The 15562-nt window shown below is 47.6% G+C and carries 14 protein-coding genes; 8 read left to right on the top strand and 6 right to left on the bottom strand.

Annotated features, from left to right (window positions below; all coding sequences use genetic code 11):
• Window positions 1–631: 631 nt before the first annotated feature.
• Complete coding sequence (locus H7F15_RS04470) at window positions 632–1003, bottom strand: hypothetical protein (protein WP_185195752.1); 372 nt, start codon at window positions 1001–1003, stop codon at window positions 632–634.
• A gap of 149 nt (window positions 1004–1152) precedes the next feature.
• Here H7F15_RS04470 and ispG point away from each other — a divergent pair, with 149 nt between their 5' ends.
• The 5 genes from ispG (at window position 1153) to H7F15_RS04445 (ending at window position 5531) form a co-directional block, all read left to right on the top strand.
• Entirely contained in the window at window positions 1153–3126 is a 1974-nt protein-coding gene (gene ispG, locus H7F15_RS04465; RefSeq protein WP_185195946.1) for a (E)-4-hydroxy-3-methylbut-2-enyl-diphosphate synthase, read from the top strand.
• A 9-nt stretch (window positions 3127–3135) separates the two neighbouring features.
• A complete protein-coding gene (locus tag H7F15_RS04460) occupies window positions 3136–4182 on the top strand; it encodes an acyltransferase (RefSeq protein ID WP_185195751.1) in 1047 nt (348 codons plus the stop codon).
• Between the two features lie 54 nt (window positions 4183–4236).
• A complete protein-coding gene (locus tag H7F15_RS04455) occupies window positions 4237–4401 on the top strand; it encodes a DUF6728 family protein (protein ID WP_185195750.1) in 165 nt (54 codons plus the stop codon).
• A 92-nt stretch (window positions 4402–4493) separates the two neighbouring features.
• On the top strand, window positions 4494–4847 hold the full coding sequence (locus H7F15_RS04450; protein ID WP_185195749.1) for an MmcQ/YjbR family DNA-binding protein: 354 nt from the start codon (window positions 4494–4496) through the stop codon (window positions 4845–4847).
• 183 nt (window positions 4848–5030) lie between these two features.
• Window positions 5031–5531, top strand: a complete 501-nt coding sequence (locus tag H7F15_RS04445; RefSeq protein ID WP_185195748.1) for a MarR family winged helix-turn-helix transcriptional regulator — start codon at window positions 5031–5033, stop codon at window positions 5529–5531.
• 159 nt (window positions 5532–5690) lie between these two features.
• On the opposite strand, the gene leuS is transcribed toward H7F15_RS04445, so the two are convergent.
• Window positions 5691–8456, bottom strand: coding sequence for a leucine--tRNA ligase (gene leuS / locus H7F15_RS04440; protein ID WP_185195747.1), 2766 nt, complete (start codon window positions 8454–8456; stop codon window positions 5691–5693).
• A 181-nt stretch (window positions 8457–8637) separates the two neighbouring features.
• Between leuS and H7F15_RS04435 the strand changes: the two genes are divergently transcribed.
• Together H7F15_RS04435 and H7F15_RS04430 are read left to right on the top strand one after the other, a co-directional pair.
• Window positions 8638–9294 (top strand): DsbA family protein, encoded by a 657-nt coding sequence (locus tag H7F15_RS04435; protein ID WP_185195746.1) that lies wholly within the window; start codon window positions 8638–8640, stop codon window positions 9292–9294.
• 62 nt (window positions 9295–9356) lie between these two features.
• The gene (locus H7F15_RS04430) at window positions 9357–10076 is read left to right on the top strand and encodes a DUF1003 domain-containing protein (protein WP_185195745.1); all 720 of its coding nucleotides are present in this window, start codon (window positions 9357–9359) and stop codon (window positions 10074–10076) included.
• Here the strand turns inward: H7F15_RS04430 and H7F15_RS04425 are convergent.
• Together H7F15_RS04425 and H7F15_RS04420 are read right to left on the bottom strand one after the other, a co-directional pair.
• Complete coding sequence (locus H7F15_RS04425) at window positions 10073–10804, bottom strand: spheroidene monooxygenase (protein WP_185195744.1); 732 nt, start codon at window positions 10802–10804, stop codon at window positions 10073–10075. The genes H7F15_RS04430 and H7F15_RS04425 overlap by 4 nt on opposite strands.
• A 131-nt stretch (window positions 10805–10935) precedes the next feature.
• Window positions 10936–11430 (bottom strand): pyridoxamine 5'-phosphate oxidase family protein, encoded by a 495-nt coding sequence (locus tag H7F15_RS04420; protein WP_185195743.1) that lies wholly within the window; start codon window positions 11428–11430, stop codon window positions 10936–10938.
• 131 nt (window positions 11431–11561) lie between these two features.
• Between H7F15_RS04420 and H7F15_RS04415 the strand changes: the two genes are divergently transcribed.
• Entirely contained in the window at window positions 11562–12155 is a 594-nt protein-coding gene (locus tag H7F15_RS04415) for an ACP phosphodiesterase (protein ID WP_185195742.1), read from the top strand.
• An 832-nt stretch (window positions 12156–12987) separates the two neighbouring features.
• Here H7F15_RS04415 and H7F15_RS04410 read toward each other — a convergent pair.
• Window positions 12988–13503 (bottom strand): peptidylprolyl isomerase, encoded by a 516-nt coding sequence (locus H7F15_RS04410; RefSeq protein ID WP_185195741.1) that lies wholly within the window; start codon window positions 13501–13503, stop codon window positions 12988–12990.
• Between the two features lie 71 nt (window positions 13504–13574).
• The gene (locus H7F15_RS04405; protein ID WP_185195740.1) at window positions 13575–15509 is read right to left on the bottom strand and encodes an AAA domain-containing protein; all 1935 of its coding nucleotides are present in this window, start codon (window positions 15507–15509) and stop codon (window positions 13575–13577) included.
• Between the last annotated feature and the right edge of the window lie 53 nt (window positions 15510–15562).

The raw sequence follows: 15562 nt of genomic DNA, 5'->3' as shown, positions 1-15562 counted from the left end.
TCTCTTTTATCCTAAAGTTCATTTCAACTTTTTTCATTTCGAACAAAGTGAGAAATCTATCTCGGATTCTAGTTGAAGCTCAAGGTCTATCGTTCTATAGTTTACTTTGCCTACTACTTGAAACAAGCCGTTTCTTTCATAGCCACTTTCATTCCTGGGAGCTCTACTTACCTACCGTGCTATAGCTTGCTTGGCTCCCTCCCGGGCCGGGAGGCCCCGTCTTCGGGCATCGCGCTGCTGCCTTCTTCCTATCCTCGTACCTCGGATTGCCTATCGGCACCGCAACAAGTCAAAGGCGCTCAACCCAAAGACTGAAATCACATTCGATAGTTGATGCCTTAGCTATAGTTTGCTTTATGTCTCTTGGTTGAAGCAGATCGGTTTTTCTCGTGGTTGTAATTCCTTGTGTCAGGCTGCGCCTGCCTGCACGTGGGCTTTAACTATAAAACTATAGTCAAACTATAGTGGTATCAGAGTTCCCCTCCTTGGATAAGGAGGGGCAGGGGTGGTTTGATTCCACCAACTATAGAACTATAGCTTCAACTATAATTATAGCAGAAAATCCCCTCTTGAGAGGGGAAGGGGCGTGTTTTCCATAACTACAGCTAAGTGACTAAACAAACGACCAACCTTATCCATTATCCCTGAATTTATCTATCACCAGGTTGCTGAGTTTAGCGAGTATCAGTGGGAGAATAATAATAGCCATGCTGATGGCCAGTACTTTACGGATGTGTAGTTGCAGAATCAGGTTAGTAGCGATTCGGTCCTGGAGATCGTGGAGGAGCAGCTTTCCGGAGACGGTCATGGGTTTCCCTTCCAGCACATCGAGCACCGCACTGTAATTGCCTTTTTCGAGCTGGCGTTTCAGGTAACCCAGCACAGCATCTTTCGTGACCAGAATAGCCTGGCTGAGCTGGTCGTGCCGAACCTTTTCCCATTGTAACAGCCCCCGTAGTTGCTGCTGGGTATTGCCGGGTAAAAAAGCGCCCATGTGTATCATGATTTTACTCCATATATACAGGTATACGTATTTTTAAAACTATGGCGCGTTTACTTGTCCCGAATAAAAGCTAATTTTACGTGAAGTACCCTTTGAACAAAGCAGACATAACTTTAGTTATGAGTGAGATGAATTGCCAGATCGATCAGATGAACAAGAACTATAGCCCGAGCCTGACAGAATATAAGCGCCGGAAAACACGTGTAGTCAACATTGGTGGCATACCGATGGGCGGCGATTACCCGATCAGGGTGCAGTCGATGACCACGGTAGATACCATGGACACAGTTGGCTCTGTAGAACAGTGTATCCGGATGATTGAGGCGGGGTGCGAGTACATACGCATTACGGCGCCAAGTATTAAGGAAGCTGAAAACCTGAAAAACATCAAAGAGGAATTACGCAGACGCGGCTACAATGTACCTCTTGTTGCGGACATCCATTTTACCCCGAATGCTGCCGAAGTGGCGGCGCGTATTGTAGAGAAAGTACGTGTGAACCCGGGCAACTATGCTGATAAGAAGAAATTTGAAGTTATAGAGTATAACGACGAAACCTACAAGGCTGAACTGAACCGTATTCGCGAGCGATTTGTACCGCTGGTGCGCATCTGCAAAGAACACGGTACTGCTATGCGTATTGGTACCAACCACGGTTCACTTTCAGACCGTATTCTGAGCCGTTATGGCGATACGCCGCTGGGTATGGTGGAGAGTGCACTGGAGTTTATCCGCATCTGCGAGGCCGAAGAATATTATGACATCGTCATCTCGATGAAGGCATCGAACACGCAGGTAATGGTACAGGCGTATCGTTTGCTGGTACAGAAGCTCGATGAAGAAGGGCTACAGCCTTACCCGCTGCACCTGGGCGTAACCGAAGCCGGCGAAGCTGAGGATGGACGTATCAAATCCGCAGTCGGGATTGGTACCTTGCTGGAAGACGGGCTGGGCGATACGGTACGTGTGTCGTTGACAGAAGCGCCGGAAGCCGAAGCCCCTGTTGCGCAGGCCCTGATTGACCGCTATACGCACCGTGCCGAAAAAGCTGACCCGATCAAGCCGATCTGTAATGTTCCGATAGATCCGTTCCAGTACCACCGCCGGGAAACCATTGAAGTTGAAAATATCGGTGCGCAGAATGTACCCCGTGTTATAGCTGACCTGAGCCGTCTGACCGATGTGCAGTACGCCGATCTGAAATGTGTGGGACACCTGTATTCCATGTTGCTTGATAAGTTTAACATGAACGACCAGGGTGCAGACTATATCTATACCGGCGATAATCCGATCTCGTTCATGTTGCCAAATGGCCTGAAAGAGATCGTAAACTATAGTTCGTGGCTGCAGTCGGAGAGGAGCGAGCACCGACACCCGTTGCTAACGGCTACAGAGTACCTGGCTAATTCAGAGCGCGACGCCAAACTTAACTTTATACTTGCTACCATTCACGATCTCACAGCAGAATTTATAGAACAGGTGAAGACCGATGGTGCTGCTGTACTAATGCTGCATACTACCAACGAACACGCCATGCCGGAGCTGCGCAAGTGCTTTTTCAGGCTGATGAACAATGGGATTCAGGTACCGTGTATCATTAAACGTGCTTATGGCGAGCTCACAGCAGACCAGATTCAACTATACGCCTCAACAGATATAGGTGGCCTGCTGATCGACGGTTTAGGAGACGGCGTGCTTCTGAGTACAGAATTACTGCCGGAACAAGAAAAATCTGCTGAGCTGCAAACGATAGATACGCTGAATAAACTGAGCTTCGGCATACTGCAGGCGGCCCGTACGCGCATGAGCAAAACAGAATACATTAGCTGCCCGAGCTGCGGCCGTACCCTGTTCGACCTGCAGGAAACCACTGCCATGATCCGTAAGCGCACAGACCACCTGAAAGGCGTAAAGATTGGCATTATGGGCTGCATTGTAAACGGGCCCGGCGAGATGGCTGATGCAGACTATGGCTATGTTGGTGTCGGAAAAGACAAAATAGCCCTGTACCGCGGTCAGACAGTCATCAAAAAATCAGTGCCTGCCGACCGCGCCGTTGATGAACTAATAGAACTGATACGCGAAGACGACCGCTGGATTGAACCTGTAAACCTGGAAGCGTAAGCCTGCTTTATGCAGCCGGTGCTGGGTACAACTATAGATGCAAATACGGCTGCAACTAAGCGTGTAGCCGCATTTGATCTCATTCGTGTATTTGCTGCTTTTTCTGTTATAGTAGTACATGTAGCTACTCCGGTAGTAAGAAGCAATGCCCCGGATACTTTGCTATGGTGGTCGGGCAATGTGTACGAAGCACTTTTCAGGTCCGGTGTACCGCTTTTTCTGATGCTTTCCGGAGCGTTATTATTGCCCAAGGCCACGGGGCTTACCTTCATCAAAAATAGGGTACTGCGTGTTTTCTTTCCTTTCGCATTCTGGACGCTCGTTTTTATAGTTGCCCGTCACAAACTGGCTGACATCACCTTCGCAGACTATAGTATAGGATTACTTAAGGGAGCAACCGGCTACTTCTGGTATGTGTACCTGATCATCGGAATCTATAGTTGTATGCCCCTTCTCAGAATAATACTGCAGAAAAGCGGCCTCACAGCCAGCGGAGCAATATTACTAATATGCCTGACCAGTATAGGCTGGTATGGGGTGCAGCTGTTGGCACCTGCCGCTGAAACAGTGCTGCGGTACATCATTTATGTAGAGTATGTGGTGCTGGGATATCTGCTCACAACAGTTAAGGAGCACGATTGGCTCGGCAAAAGAACGGTAAGCCTGCTGTTTATTGTAATTGGTTTTATAGGTACGCTGGCCGGCGCTTATTGTTATGCAGTTACGGTCGGCACCGAAGGCGAGCTGTTCTACGAGAGTGTCGGGCTGCAGATCATATTCAGATCTATTGGCATCTGGTTCATTGCTTTCAGGGTTATCCGCTATTTTTCAGCGTCTGTTATAAAAGTCATTACAAGATTGAGTAAATTTACTTTTGCTGTATTTTTGATGCACCCGCTGGTAATAGACCATATACTGGTAGCCAGAATGGGAATATCCCTGAATTTTGAAGTGCCCGTGATTGGTATACCCATAGCAGCGGTACTTTGCTTTTGTATGGCAAGCGCTATGGCTTATTTGCTTGGTAAGTTGCCTTTAGGGAAATTTACTTACTGATACTGATGTTCTTAACCAGAGTAAACCCGTATTTAAACTATAACCTGTATCTATATGAAGGGACTATTTGACTTCACGGAAGTAGCGACTTACTTTTTTCGTAAAAAGGACCCGAAGCGTAAGAGTAATTTTAACCTGCGCGCCATGCATACCATCAATAAGATTTCGATCCTGATGTTTCTGGCTGCCATCATTTACTTTATCATAACGCATCTTTAACATCCAAAAAATAAAATAGTTGAAAGGAGAATCTTATGGTTCTCCTTTTTTTATTACATTGTATCCCGCTTTAAAAAAGAAGCACCAAACCCATGCACATTGAAGCCCTCAGAGAGTATTGTCTTGCCAAGCCTGGCACCACCGAAGAACTGCCATTTGACGAAGATACGCTGGTATTTAAAGTGTGCGGAAAGATGTTTGCACTTTGCAGCATATCAGAGTTTGAGAACGGCATCGCCCTGAAATGCAACCCGGATGAAGCAGTGGAGTTGCGGGAAAAGTACCCGCAGGTAAAGCCCGGCTACCACATGAGCAAAAAGCACTGGAACACGGTTTTACCGGAAGCGGGTTTACCAGAACAATTGCTGTTGCAGATGATTGATGCCTCGTACAACTTGGTGGTAGCCAAGCTGACGAAAGCACAGAAAATGCAACTGGGTTCCTGATTGCAGCACCGGACTTTAACATAAGTTGTCCGGGACCGTAAAAACTGCTTACTCAGTTCCTGAAGGAAAGCGCACTGATGTAGTTCGTAGTGAAAAACATGCATTTCGCACTAAATTTTGGTTCGCTTATCTTATAAATTCAGTTTTTTTAATTATAATTGACACCACACCTTAGATTAATTTATGCATTTCGAAAATGAAGTTGGGGTTAAGATCCGGAACGACTGGCAGAAGGCGGGTTTAAACCTGCTTTATACATCCGGATTCCTTTTTAATGGCTATGAGAGCTTTTTTAAACGCTTCAGCCTTACCACACAGCAGTACAATGCGCTGCGCATTCTAAGGGACCATTACCCACGACCGATCTCTACCTCAGGTCTTCGTGAGAAAATGCTGGATAAGATGTCGGATACCTCGCGCCTGGTTAGCAGACTGAACGGAAAAGGGTTTGTGGAAGTAAAACAGAACCCGCATGACAAGCGACTGGTGAACATCGTGCTTTCGGAGAAGGGGCACACCCTGATGGAAACAATAGACCCTGAGCTTACCCTGCTCGACAGCCTGATGCAAGGCCTTAGCGAAGAGGAAGCCGTACAGTTAAGTCAGCTGCTAAACAAAGTACGTGCATCCATTAAAACTGCATCACGGCGCATACGGGCAGCAGCTCCCATAGAAACGAACTAAACCGTTCTGAAAGAACTATAGATCTTATAAAGGTGGCACTGGCAACAGGTCACCTTTTTTTGATGCTGCAAACTATAACTATAGCTCCCGGAAATGAAAAAGCCGCCAGGATGGGTTGCTGACGGCTTTTAGAAAGTTAGTTGGTAAAATGGAGCTTTATTATACTACCACATTGATGATTTTGTTAGGTACTATAATGATTTTCTTTGGTGCTTTTCCTTCAAAAAACTTGGTTACCTGTTCGTCTGCCAGTACAGCTTTCTCCATGGCCTCGCGCGGCGTGTCCAATGCAAAAGTCATCTTCGCACGGGTCTTGCCGTTTACTGAAACCGGGTACTCAAACGTATTCTCAACCAGGTACGCTGCGTTAAATTCCGGGAAGCTGGCATAGCTAATACTTTCAGAGTGGCCCAGTTTCTGCCAGATCTCTTCGGTAATGTGCGGGGCGTAAGACGACAGAAGTATAGTTAACGGCTCCAGTATGGAACGTTTGTTCGTCTTCAGCTGGCTAAGCTCATTTACACAGATCATAAATGCCGGCACCGATGTATTGAACGAGAAACGCTCGATATCTTCTTCCACCTTCTGGATGGTTTTGTGCAGCAACTTCATTTCTGCGGCAGTCGGTGTCTCGTCGCTAACTATAAAGTTGCCATCCTTGTCATGGAAGAGCTTCCAGTACTTTTTCAGGAACTTGTGTACGCCGTCCATGCCATTGGTATTCCAGGGTTTGAATTGCTCCAGCGGACCCAGGAACATCTCGTACATACGCAGCGTATCGGCACCCATTCTGTCCACCAGGTCATCCGGGTTCACTACGTTGTACTTCGACTTCGACATCTTCTCAATTTCAACGCCAACGTTATACTTACCGTCTTCCAGTATAAATTCCGCATCAGCATTTTCAGGTCTCCATGCCTTGAAAGCTTCAAGGTCCAGCACATCGTTCTCAACTATATTTACATCGACGTGCAGCTGCGTTGTTTCGTACTGATCTTTAAGACCATAAGAAACATACTTGTTAGTGCCGTTAATGCGGTACACAAAATTTGAACGGCCCTGGATCATGCCCTGGTTGATCAGCTTTTTGAATGGCTCTTCTTCTACCACTAAGCCCAGGTCAAACATAAACTTGTTCCAGAAGCGGGAGTAAAGCAGGTGACCGGTTGCGTGCTCTGAACCACCGATGTACAGGTCTACATTGCGCCAGTAGTCGATCTTGTCTTTTGCTGCAAATTCGGTGTTGTTCTGTGGGTCCATGTAGCGGTACCAGTACCAGCTGCTGCCTGCCCAACCCGGCATGGTACTCAGTTCATACTCATACTGGTTTTCATACTTCCAGTCCACGGCGCGGCCAAGTGGCGGCTCACCGGTTTCTGTTGGCAGGTAGGCATCAATCTTTGGCAATTCTAATGGCAATTCATCGTCTGTCAGCAAGTGCGGAATGCCATCTTTAAAGTAAACCGGAACCGGCTCGCCCCAATAACGCTGGCGGCTGAACACGGCATCGCGCATACGGTACTGCACGCGGCCTTTGCCCACGCCCAGTTCTTCGGCCTTGGCAATACCAGCTTTTATAGCATCTTTCACATCCAGCCCATCCAGGAAACCGGAGTTGATGATCTTACCTTCTTTGGCTGCATAAGCTTCTTCTGCTAAGTTACCACCAGCAACCACTTCTTTTATAGGCAAGTTAAAGTGCTTAGCAAACGCATAGTCACGGCTATCATGACCTGGTACAGCCATTACCGCACCAGTACCGTAACCAGCCAAAACATAATCGGCAATCCAGATCGGCACGCGCTCTTCTGAGATCGGGTTAATGGCGTAAGCACCTGTAAACACACCGCTCACAGTTTTTACATCCGTCATACGCTCGCGCTCCGAGCGGTTCTTGGCTACCTGCACATATGCTTCTACAGCTGCGCGCTGCTCGTCTGTGGTAATCTGGGCAACCAGGTCATGCTCCGGCGCCAGCACTACAAACGATGCCCCGAAAATGGTGTCGATACGCGTTGTAAATACCTTAATATGACCATCACCTTCAATGGCAAAATCCAGCTCGGCACCAACCGATTTACCGATCCAGTTGCGTTGCATTTCTTTTACAGGCTCCGGCCAATCTATAGTTTCTAAACCCTGAAGTAAACGCTCGGCGTAAGCCGTGATGCGCATCATCCACTGGCGCATTTTCTTGCGCTCAACAGGGTAACCGCCACGCTCCGAAACTCCACCCACTACTTCGTCATTCGCCAGTACCGTACCCAGTGCAGGACACCAGTTTACAACCGCTTCAGCCACATAGGTCAGTCTGTACTTTAGAAGCATTTCTGCCTGCTGCTGCTTGTTCATGGCTTTCCAGTCTTCGGCTGTGAAGGCAGGCGTGTCTTCGTCGCAGGCGGCGTTTACGTTGGCGTTACCATTGGCTGCAAACTCAGCAATCAGCTTGTCTATCGTTTCCGCTTTGTCAGTGCTATAGTTATAGTAGCTGTTGAACAGTTGCTTAAAGATCCACTGCGTCCATTTGTAGTAGTTCGGGTCAGAGGTGCGCACTTCGCGTTCCCAGTCAAAAGAGAAACCGATGTTTTTGAGCTGTTCTACATAGCGGGTAATGTTCTGCTCTGTGGTAATGGCCGGGTGCTGACCAGTCTGGATGGCATATTGCTCGGCTGGCAGACCAAATGAGTCAAAGCCCATCGGATGCAGCACGTTAAATCCTTTCAGGCGCTTGTAACGGCTCACTATATCAGAAGCAATGTAACCAAGCGGGTGACCTACGTGCAGGCCGGCACCAGACGGATACGGGAACATATCCAGGGCGTAATACTTTGGTTTATCGTTGCTTTCGTTGGCTTTAAACGTCTGGTTCTCTTCCCAGTAACGCTGCCATTTTTTCTCAATCTGATTGAAATTATACTCTGACATAGTTTATCGTGTATTCGCTTTAATCTTTCCTAAACCGCTAAGTTAATTGTTGGAAGGCTAAATGGCTAAATTGTTAGATGGTTAAATTGCTTTTTGTGCTCTTAACTATAAACAACAATTAAACAATTTAGCAATTCAACAATCAATAGTAACTTTGCAGCTTTACAATTGAACTTTAGAAATGGAAAAATACGATCTGCTGGATGTGCCGCACCTGATTTATGTAATGGACCCGATGTGCTCGTGGTGCTATGGTTTTGCGCCGGTGTTGCACCGCATAAAACAGGAGCAGAAAGGCAAACTAAATTTTAAATTGGTGCTGGGCGGACTTCGTGCGAATACAGAGCCGATGGATGCAGAAAATGTAGATAAAACTAAACAGCACTGGCAGGATGTAGAGCAGGTTACCAACCAGCCATTCGACTATAGTTTCTTCGACAGAACCGACTTTATTTACAATACCGAACCCACCTGCCGTGCTGTCATCACAATGCGTTACCTGAAGCCGGAAGCTGAACTGGAAATGGCCGAGAAAGTACAGACTGCTTTTTATGCCGGTAACAATGATGTAACCAACGCTGCGGTGCTGGCTGAAATAGCGAGTACTTTTGGTATTGAAGAAGATGCTTTTCTGGAGAAGTTCAGCTCAGAAGATATGCTTGCCAAAACGCAGCAGGATTTTGTGATCGCGCGTCACCTGCAGGCCGTAGCTTTCCCGAGCATCTATATCCTGAATGGTCATGAGGTAAATCTGCTGAGCCGTGGCTACCGCACGTATGAGGCCATGAGCAAACTGATAGAGAACGCATTGGAGCAGATCAACCAGCAGTTTAAGTAAACTATAGTTTATCGATTAAAGCTGTCCTGCGTATGGCTACATAAGGTGAAGCAGTATACCTTATGAGAGCACATCGAAACAGCACAGGCCTTTGCCAGGTTACCGGAAAACATTTGCCCATGCAGCAATTGGTAGTCGGGGCTGATATACGCAAGAACATCCTGAAACTGCTAAAGGCCGATTACCCTACCTTTGATGAGAAAGGGTATGTGTCTGTTGCCGTGCTGAACCAGTACCGCAACAAGTACCTCGAAAATATGCTGACAAGTGAGCTGGGGGAATTGTCGGAGCTGGAAAAAGAAGTGATCCAGAGCATAAATGAACACGAGGTGCTCTCTTCTAACATAGAAACAGAACTGTCCGAGAACCTGACATTAGGGGAGCGGGTGTCTGATAAAATTGCTGAATTTGGCGGCAGCTGGACGTTTATTCTGCTCTTCTTTTCATTCCTTTTCCTTTGGATGGCCGTGAATGTATACTTTGTAGCTACCCGTCCTTTTGATCCTTATCCTTTTATTCTTTTGAACCTGATCCTTTCGTGCCTCGCTGCCATACAGGCGCCGATTATTATGATGAGCCAGAACCGCAAAGAGGCAAAAGACCGCCAGCGCTCAGAATATGATTACCAGGTAAACCTGAAAGCGGAACTGGAGATACGCCTGCTGCACGAAAAAATTGATCACCTGATCATCAACCAGAACCAGCGCCTCATCGAGATCCAGCAAATTCAGGTGGACCTGCTGGAAGACATTATGGTGGGCTTAAAAAGCAAAAAACATTAACCGGCCACGTAGCTCCGGACCGGGTCAGTGCCGTTCCAGGTACCGACTGTTTTAAGAGGGATGAACCGCGCAAAGAGTTCTTCGGAATACCAGTTTTCGGAGCGGGTGCGTTTGATCACTTCCTGGTGCCTGGGGTTGCGGTAAGCATAGTTTTTCATAGCCTCTGCACTTTCCCAGATACTGAACGTTGCCTGCCGTACAAGCGGTAATTCGCCTAAGCCGATCGAACAAAGCAGGCCTTGCGCATCATCCAGCGCCTTACTCGACTGCGGCACAAACCGCCAGAAATTAGGCAGAGCCTGCAGATTGATGCTTGCGCGTGTGAGCACCGCAATTGGCCCCGAACTATAGTTGAGGCTTTCAGCAGGCGTGAAGGGCTCTTTTTTGTCCCATTGCCCGTGGCTTTGCAAAGTCTGCAGGTAGCAGGTCCAGCTTTCGAAGGTGTGCTGTTGGTACTCCTGCATCAACCCGGAACTACAAAAGAAATTCTCTGCCGCCGCTTCATTTTCCCAGGTACAAAGCAGGCCGTACCTGTAAAAGTTGGGTTTAATGCTGAAGCCTCTGCCATGTCCGCTTCCCAGTAGTTTATAGAACAATAAGCCCGGAACGGTGGCCAGCTTTGGTGCGGAGGTTCCCATTTGTGCCAGTCCCCAACGCAGGTGGCCTTTTTTAATGCCAAACAGGGTGAGCGTGGTAAGGCGCGGGGCAATTGCTATAGTTGGCTGCAATGGATTAGAGTAGTTGGTTGCTGGTTGTTAATTGAAAGTAAGGTAATCATTGTGAAATGAACTGCAAAAAAACACCTGCCGAACGGGAGTAGGGCAGGTGTTGCTTTCAAGCTATAGGTACTCTTTTATACTTACAGGTTGATCTTTTTGTTTTCGCCCGGGTCGGCACGCTCACCGGTAATGGCAGCTTTTACTACGCCATATAAATGTACCATAGCACTGCTCGGCGAGTCCCAGTATTCGGCTTTATCAATTGTTACTTTAATCAGGCCGATGTTCGGGTCATCCTTTCCTTCCGGAAACCATGCTTTCATGGCCGGGTTCCATAGTTCGTCAATCTTGGCTTTGTCTCTGCTTATAGTTGCCCTGCCCGACACCGAAACATATAGCTGATCATCTGGTCTGGCGTAACTTAAGTTAACATGCGCATCGTTCTGCAGCTCGTGTGTTTTAGCCGATTCATAACCTGTAAAGAACCATATCACGCCATCTTCTTTTATCTGCATGTTGCGCATCGGGCGACTTCGCAGACTGCCGTCGTCATCGGCAGTGGTCATCATGGCGGTGTCTATATCTTTGATCTTATCTATCAGTTTCTGTAAGTCGGTTTTCTGGTCGTTGCTCATAGTTTTATGTTGTTGGATTTGTGTGTTTTGCTTACGCGCCTTACTTACAAAGGGTTTATAAGCCATAGTTTATACCTTTGTAACAAAGCACAGTATAAGTTGTTTAAAACGCTGTACCTAACGTTACTGATTTGAACTATCTCGCCCATTTATACCTGTCCGGAAACGATGAAGAACTGCTGCTTGGCAACTTTATAGCTGATGCTGTAAAAGGCAAACAGGCAGCAAACTATAGTACCGGTATAGCACGGGGTATTTACCTTCACCGTTTCATCGACAGCTATACCGACACGCACCCTATAGTTGCAGAAACCAAAGCCCGACTGCGGGAGCGGTATAAGAAATACGCCCCGGTAGTAGCCGACCTCTTTTATGACCATTTCTTGGCAGTTAAGTTTGAGCACTATGCAGCCGAATCCCTGGCCGGTTATACTCAACGCACCTACCATTTGATCAACAGCCATTTGCCAACACTACCAGCTAAAGTACAGCATTTCTTCCCGTATATGATGCAACAGAACTGGCTCCTGGGCTATGCCGAAATTGAAGGAATAAGCCGCGCCCTAACCGGCCTCAGCCGCCGCACCAGTTTCGAATCTAACATGGAAACAGCAGGAGAGGAGCTGGCCTTAAACTATAGTTCGTACCAACAGGAATTCGAATCCTTTTTTCCGGAACTGGTAAATTATGTGGAGGGAGTGAAGACTGAGTTGTTTAAGCGGTAGTGGTTACTTTACCTTAGTTTCCTGTTAAAAACAGTTTGTCTGAATAAGGATTTTCAGGATTACCTCACCCCAGCCCTCTCCTAAAAACAGTAGAGGGAGACTATTCTAGTCGCTATAGTTAGGCTTTAGTTCTATAGTTGCTGCTTAAACACCCCTGTAGTCCCCTAAAGGGGACAATCTCTGCCTTGCTAAAGTTGACAACTATTAGTTCCAGAGTTACAGACCGAGAGCAGGCAGGCGCAGCCTGCCCCACGGAATTACAACCAGGAGAAAAACTGAACTACTCTAACGAAAAGACAATAAAGAGACTATAGTTTAAGCAGCAGCTATCGAATGTGTTATCAGTCTTTGGGTTGAGCGCCTTTGACTTGTTGCGGTGCCGTGAGGCAATCCGAGGTACGAGGATAGCAAGAAGGCAGCAGCGCGATGCCCGAAGACGGGGCCTTCCGGCCCCGGAGGGAGCCAACCAAACTATAAGACAATGGGTTAGTAAAGCTCCCAGGAATAAAAGAAGCTATGAAAGAAAAGGCTTGTTTCCAGCAGTAGGCAAAGCAAACTATAGCACCAGACGCTAGCAGGAGCTGCGCACGCTGCTAGGTCTTTACTAAACCTATAGGCTGAGATAGATTTCTCGCTACACTCGAAATGACAGTAAAGATTTGATCCACAACTATAGGATATATAAGATGTCTCGGTTTTGCCCGACATGACAAAGACGGAACTATAGCGCATATAAAACCCTCAACTTGCAACCCTTATGAAAAGTCATAGCAACAAAAAAGCAGCATGAGAATTAACCCGTGCTGCTTTTTAAAGAAATATTAAGTACCTATTAATGATGGTGATGACCGCCTGGACCGTGTACGTGACCGTGCTCTAACTCTTCCTTGGTAGCTTCACGAACCTGGGCAACTTTACCTTTAAAATACAGTTCTTTACCAGACAACGGATGGTTGAAATCCATCGTTACGGTAAAATCTGTTACTTTGGCAACACGACCCTGTAACTGGTTTCCTTCGCTGTCTGTCATTGGTATAAAATTACCTACTTCCAGCATGTTGTCGGGCACAGCGCCTTCTACTTCAAACACATTCATTGGTAGTTCTACAACAGCGTTATCATCGAACTCGCCGTAGCCTTCTTCTGCATCCAGCTTAAACTCGAAGTTATCGCCTTCGCTCAGGCCATTCAGGTTATCTTCAAACTGGTCGGGCAGGCCGCTCATGCCGAAGATAAAGGCCATTGGCTGCTCTTCGCTGGCTACTTCTACAAGGCTCTGCTCACCGTTTTCGTTCTGTATTCTTAACTCATAAGTGAGCGTTACCACTTTGTTTTTTTCAATTTTCATAATGTATCGTTCATGTGTTTGAGGTCGGCAAGGTAAGTATTTATACTTGCAATCGCAGACTTCGGTTCAAATTATAGTTCGGTCAGTTCCCAGGCGCTGCGGTAAGCGTTTATACGCTCGGTATACTTCAGAAACGCCTCGTAGAACGGATGATGCGATAGTGTAGCGCTGTCGCCAACTATAACCAGTTTCTTTTTGGCGCGGGTCATGCCCACGTTCATGCGGCGTATATCGCTCAAAAAACCTATTTCGCCGGTCTCGTTGCTGCGCACCATACTGATGTAGATTATGTCGCGCTCCTGGCCTTGGAAACTATCCACCGTACCAATCGAAAGCTCGCGTTTCTGGTATAGTTCGTGCAAGAGTGGCATGTGCTCTACTTTGTCCTGCAGGTAATTGATCTGGGCACGGTAAGGCGCTATTACCCCAATGCGCAGCGGCGCCACTTCTTCGTCCTGTTCGTAATCTTTTAGCAGCGCCTGCAGGTGGTTCAGCAACAGGTCCGCCTCTTCGGGGTTGGCCGAGCTTTGCGCTTCGGGGTTCACTACTTCGTTATAGCCACATCCGGCGGTATCAACAAACTCTACGGCCAAGCCGGGTTTAAAGAACGTGTCATAGCCATGCAGGTCGCTGCTGTGTACGCTTTCGTGGGCCATTAATTCACCGTTGTAGAACTGCTCGTTCGAGAATTGCATGATGTGGTGGTGCATGCGGTACTGCGTTTTCAACATCACCGATACGTTGGGCTGGCGTTCGATGCACTTCTCGAACAAAGTTTTACCTAATCCTTTCTGCTCTGCAAAAAAGGACTTAACCGTAGGTGGCAACTGACAATGGTCGCCGGCAAGCACAACTTTGTTTGCTCTGGAAATAGGAACCCAGCAAGCCGGTTCCAGCGCCTGGGCAGCTTCGTCTATAAAAACAGTGTCGTAGGTGAGGTGGCGGATGGCTTTGTTGGCTGCGCCTACCAGCGTACACGTAATTACCTGCACATTTTCCAGCAGGTCTTCGGTAATGTAATGTTCTATGTTATCAGCTTCGTCCAGCAGGCGGTTGCTTTCGGCTTTGTACATCTGGCGCTGCAGACGCTCTTCGTGGCCAAACTTACGCTTGTACTGGAAGGCCATGCGCTTGTATTCTTCTGCCGTTTTTCGCACCGTTTTCAGGTCTTTGTAGGCCTTGTGGTCCATGATCTGCGCATCCAGGGTATGCTCCAGCAATACATCCGACACGCGCGACGGATTACCGATACGGATTACGTTTACACCTTCGTTGGCCAGCTTTTCGGTAAGCAGGTCTACCGCAGTGTTGGAGGGAGCCGTTACCAGCAGGCGCTTCTGGGTTTTTAAAGTATGTAGTATAGCCTGCACCAATGTGGTGGTTTTACCAGTGCCGGGAGGGCCGTGAATGATGGCGACATCCCTGGCTTGTGCTACCTTGCGTACCGCTTCGTTCTGGGAGTCGTTCAGTACCGGAATCTCGTCTACCTGCACATCGGTAAAGGTGGGCTCTTTGATGCCCAGCAAAATATCGCGCAGCTCGGCTAACCTTGATTTGTACGCTTCGAGCACCTTCTTCATGGCGATCTCCATCTCGCGGTAGCTCATCTCATCAAAGGTCAGGTCGATGCCCAGCTTACCACCATCCACCCATTCCGGCAGGTCCTCTTTGTTGGTAGCCAGCTGTATTTTGTTGCGCTTCAGGCCAACTATAACACCACTTAAATTTTGTCGTTCGCCGGAATTGCTGAATAGGGCTGCCGCCTTTCCCGTCTGAAACAGGTGCAGGTCGTCGCGGCCCGAGGTGCGTTCCACTTCTATAACTACCTTGTTCCCGAAACCGATCTCTTCTTTAACTATAGTTACCGGATACCAGCAAAAGCCCATTTCCTTGCGCTCCTGTATGGTGCTTTTCAGGCTCTTAAGTTTATACTGTTCGCGGTCTTCTTCCTGTTCAATTTTCAGCAGGTGTTGTACCTGCAGCAGTTCTTCAAAAATATCTCTCATTTACATCAAAAATAAGGGCTGGAATCTTCACGCCAGCCCTTGCCTTGTATCAG

Source organism: Pontibacter sp. Tf4 (assembly GCF_014212495.1).
Classification (GTDB): Bacteria; Bacteroidota; Bacteroidia; order Cytophagales; family Hymenobacteraceae; genus Pontibacter.
The sequence above is the reverse complement of the archived record's forward strand: the minus strand, read 5'-3'. Positions and strand labels throughout refer to the sequence as shown.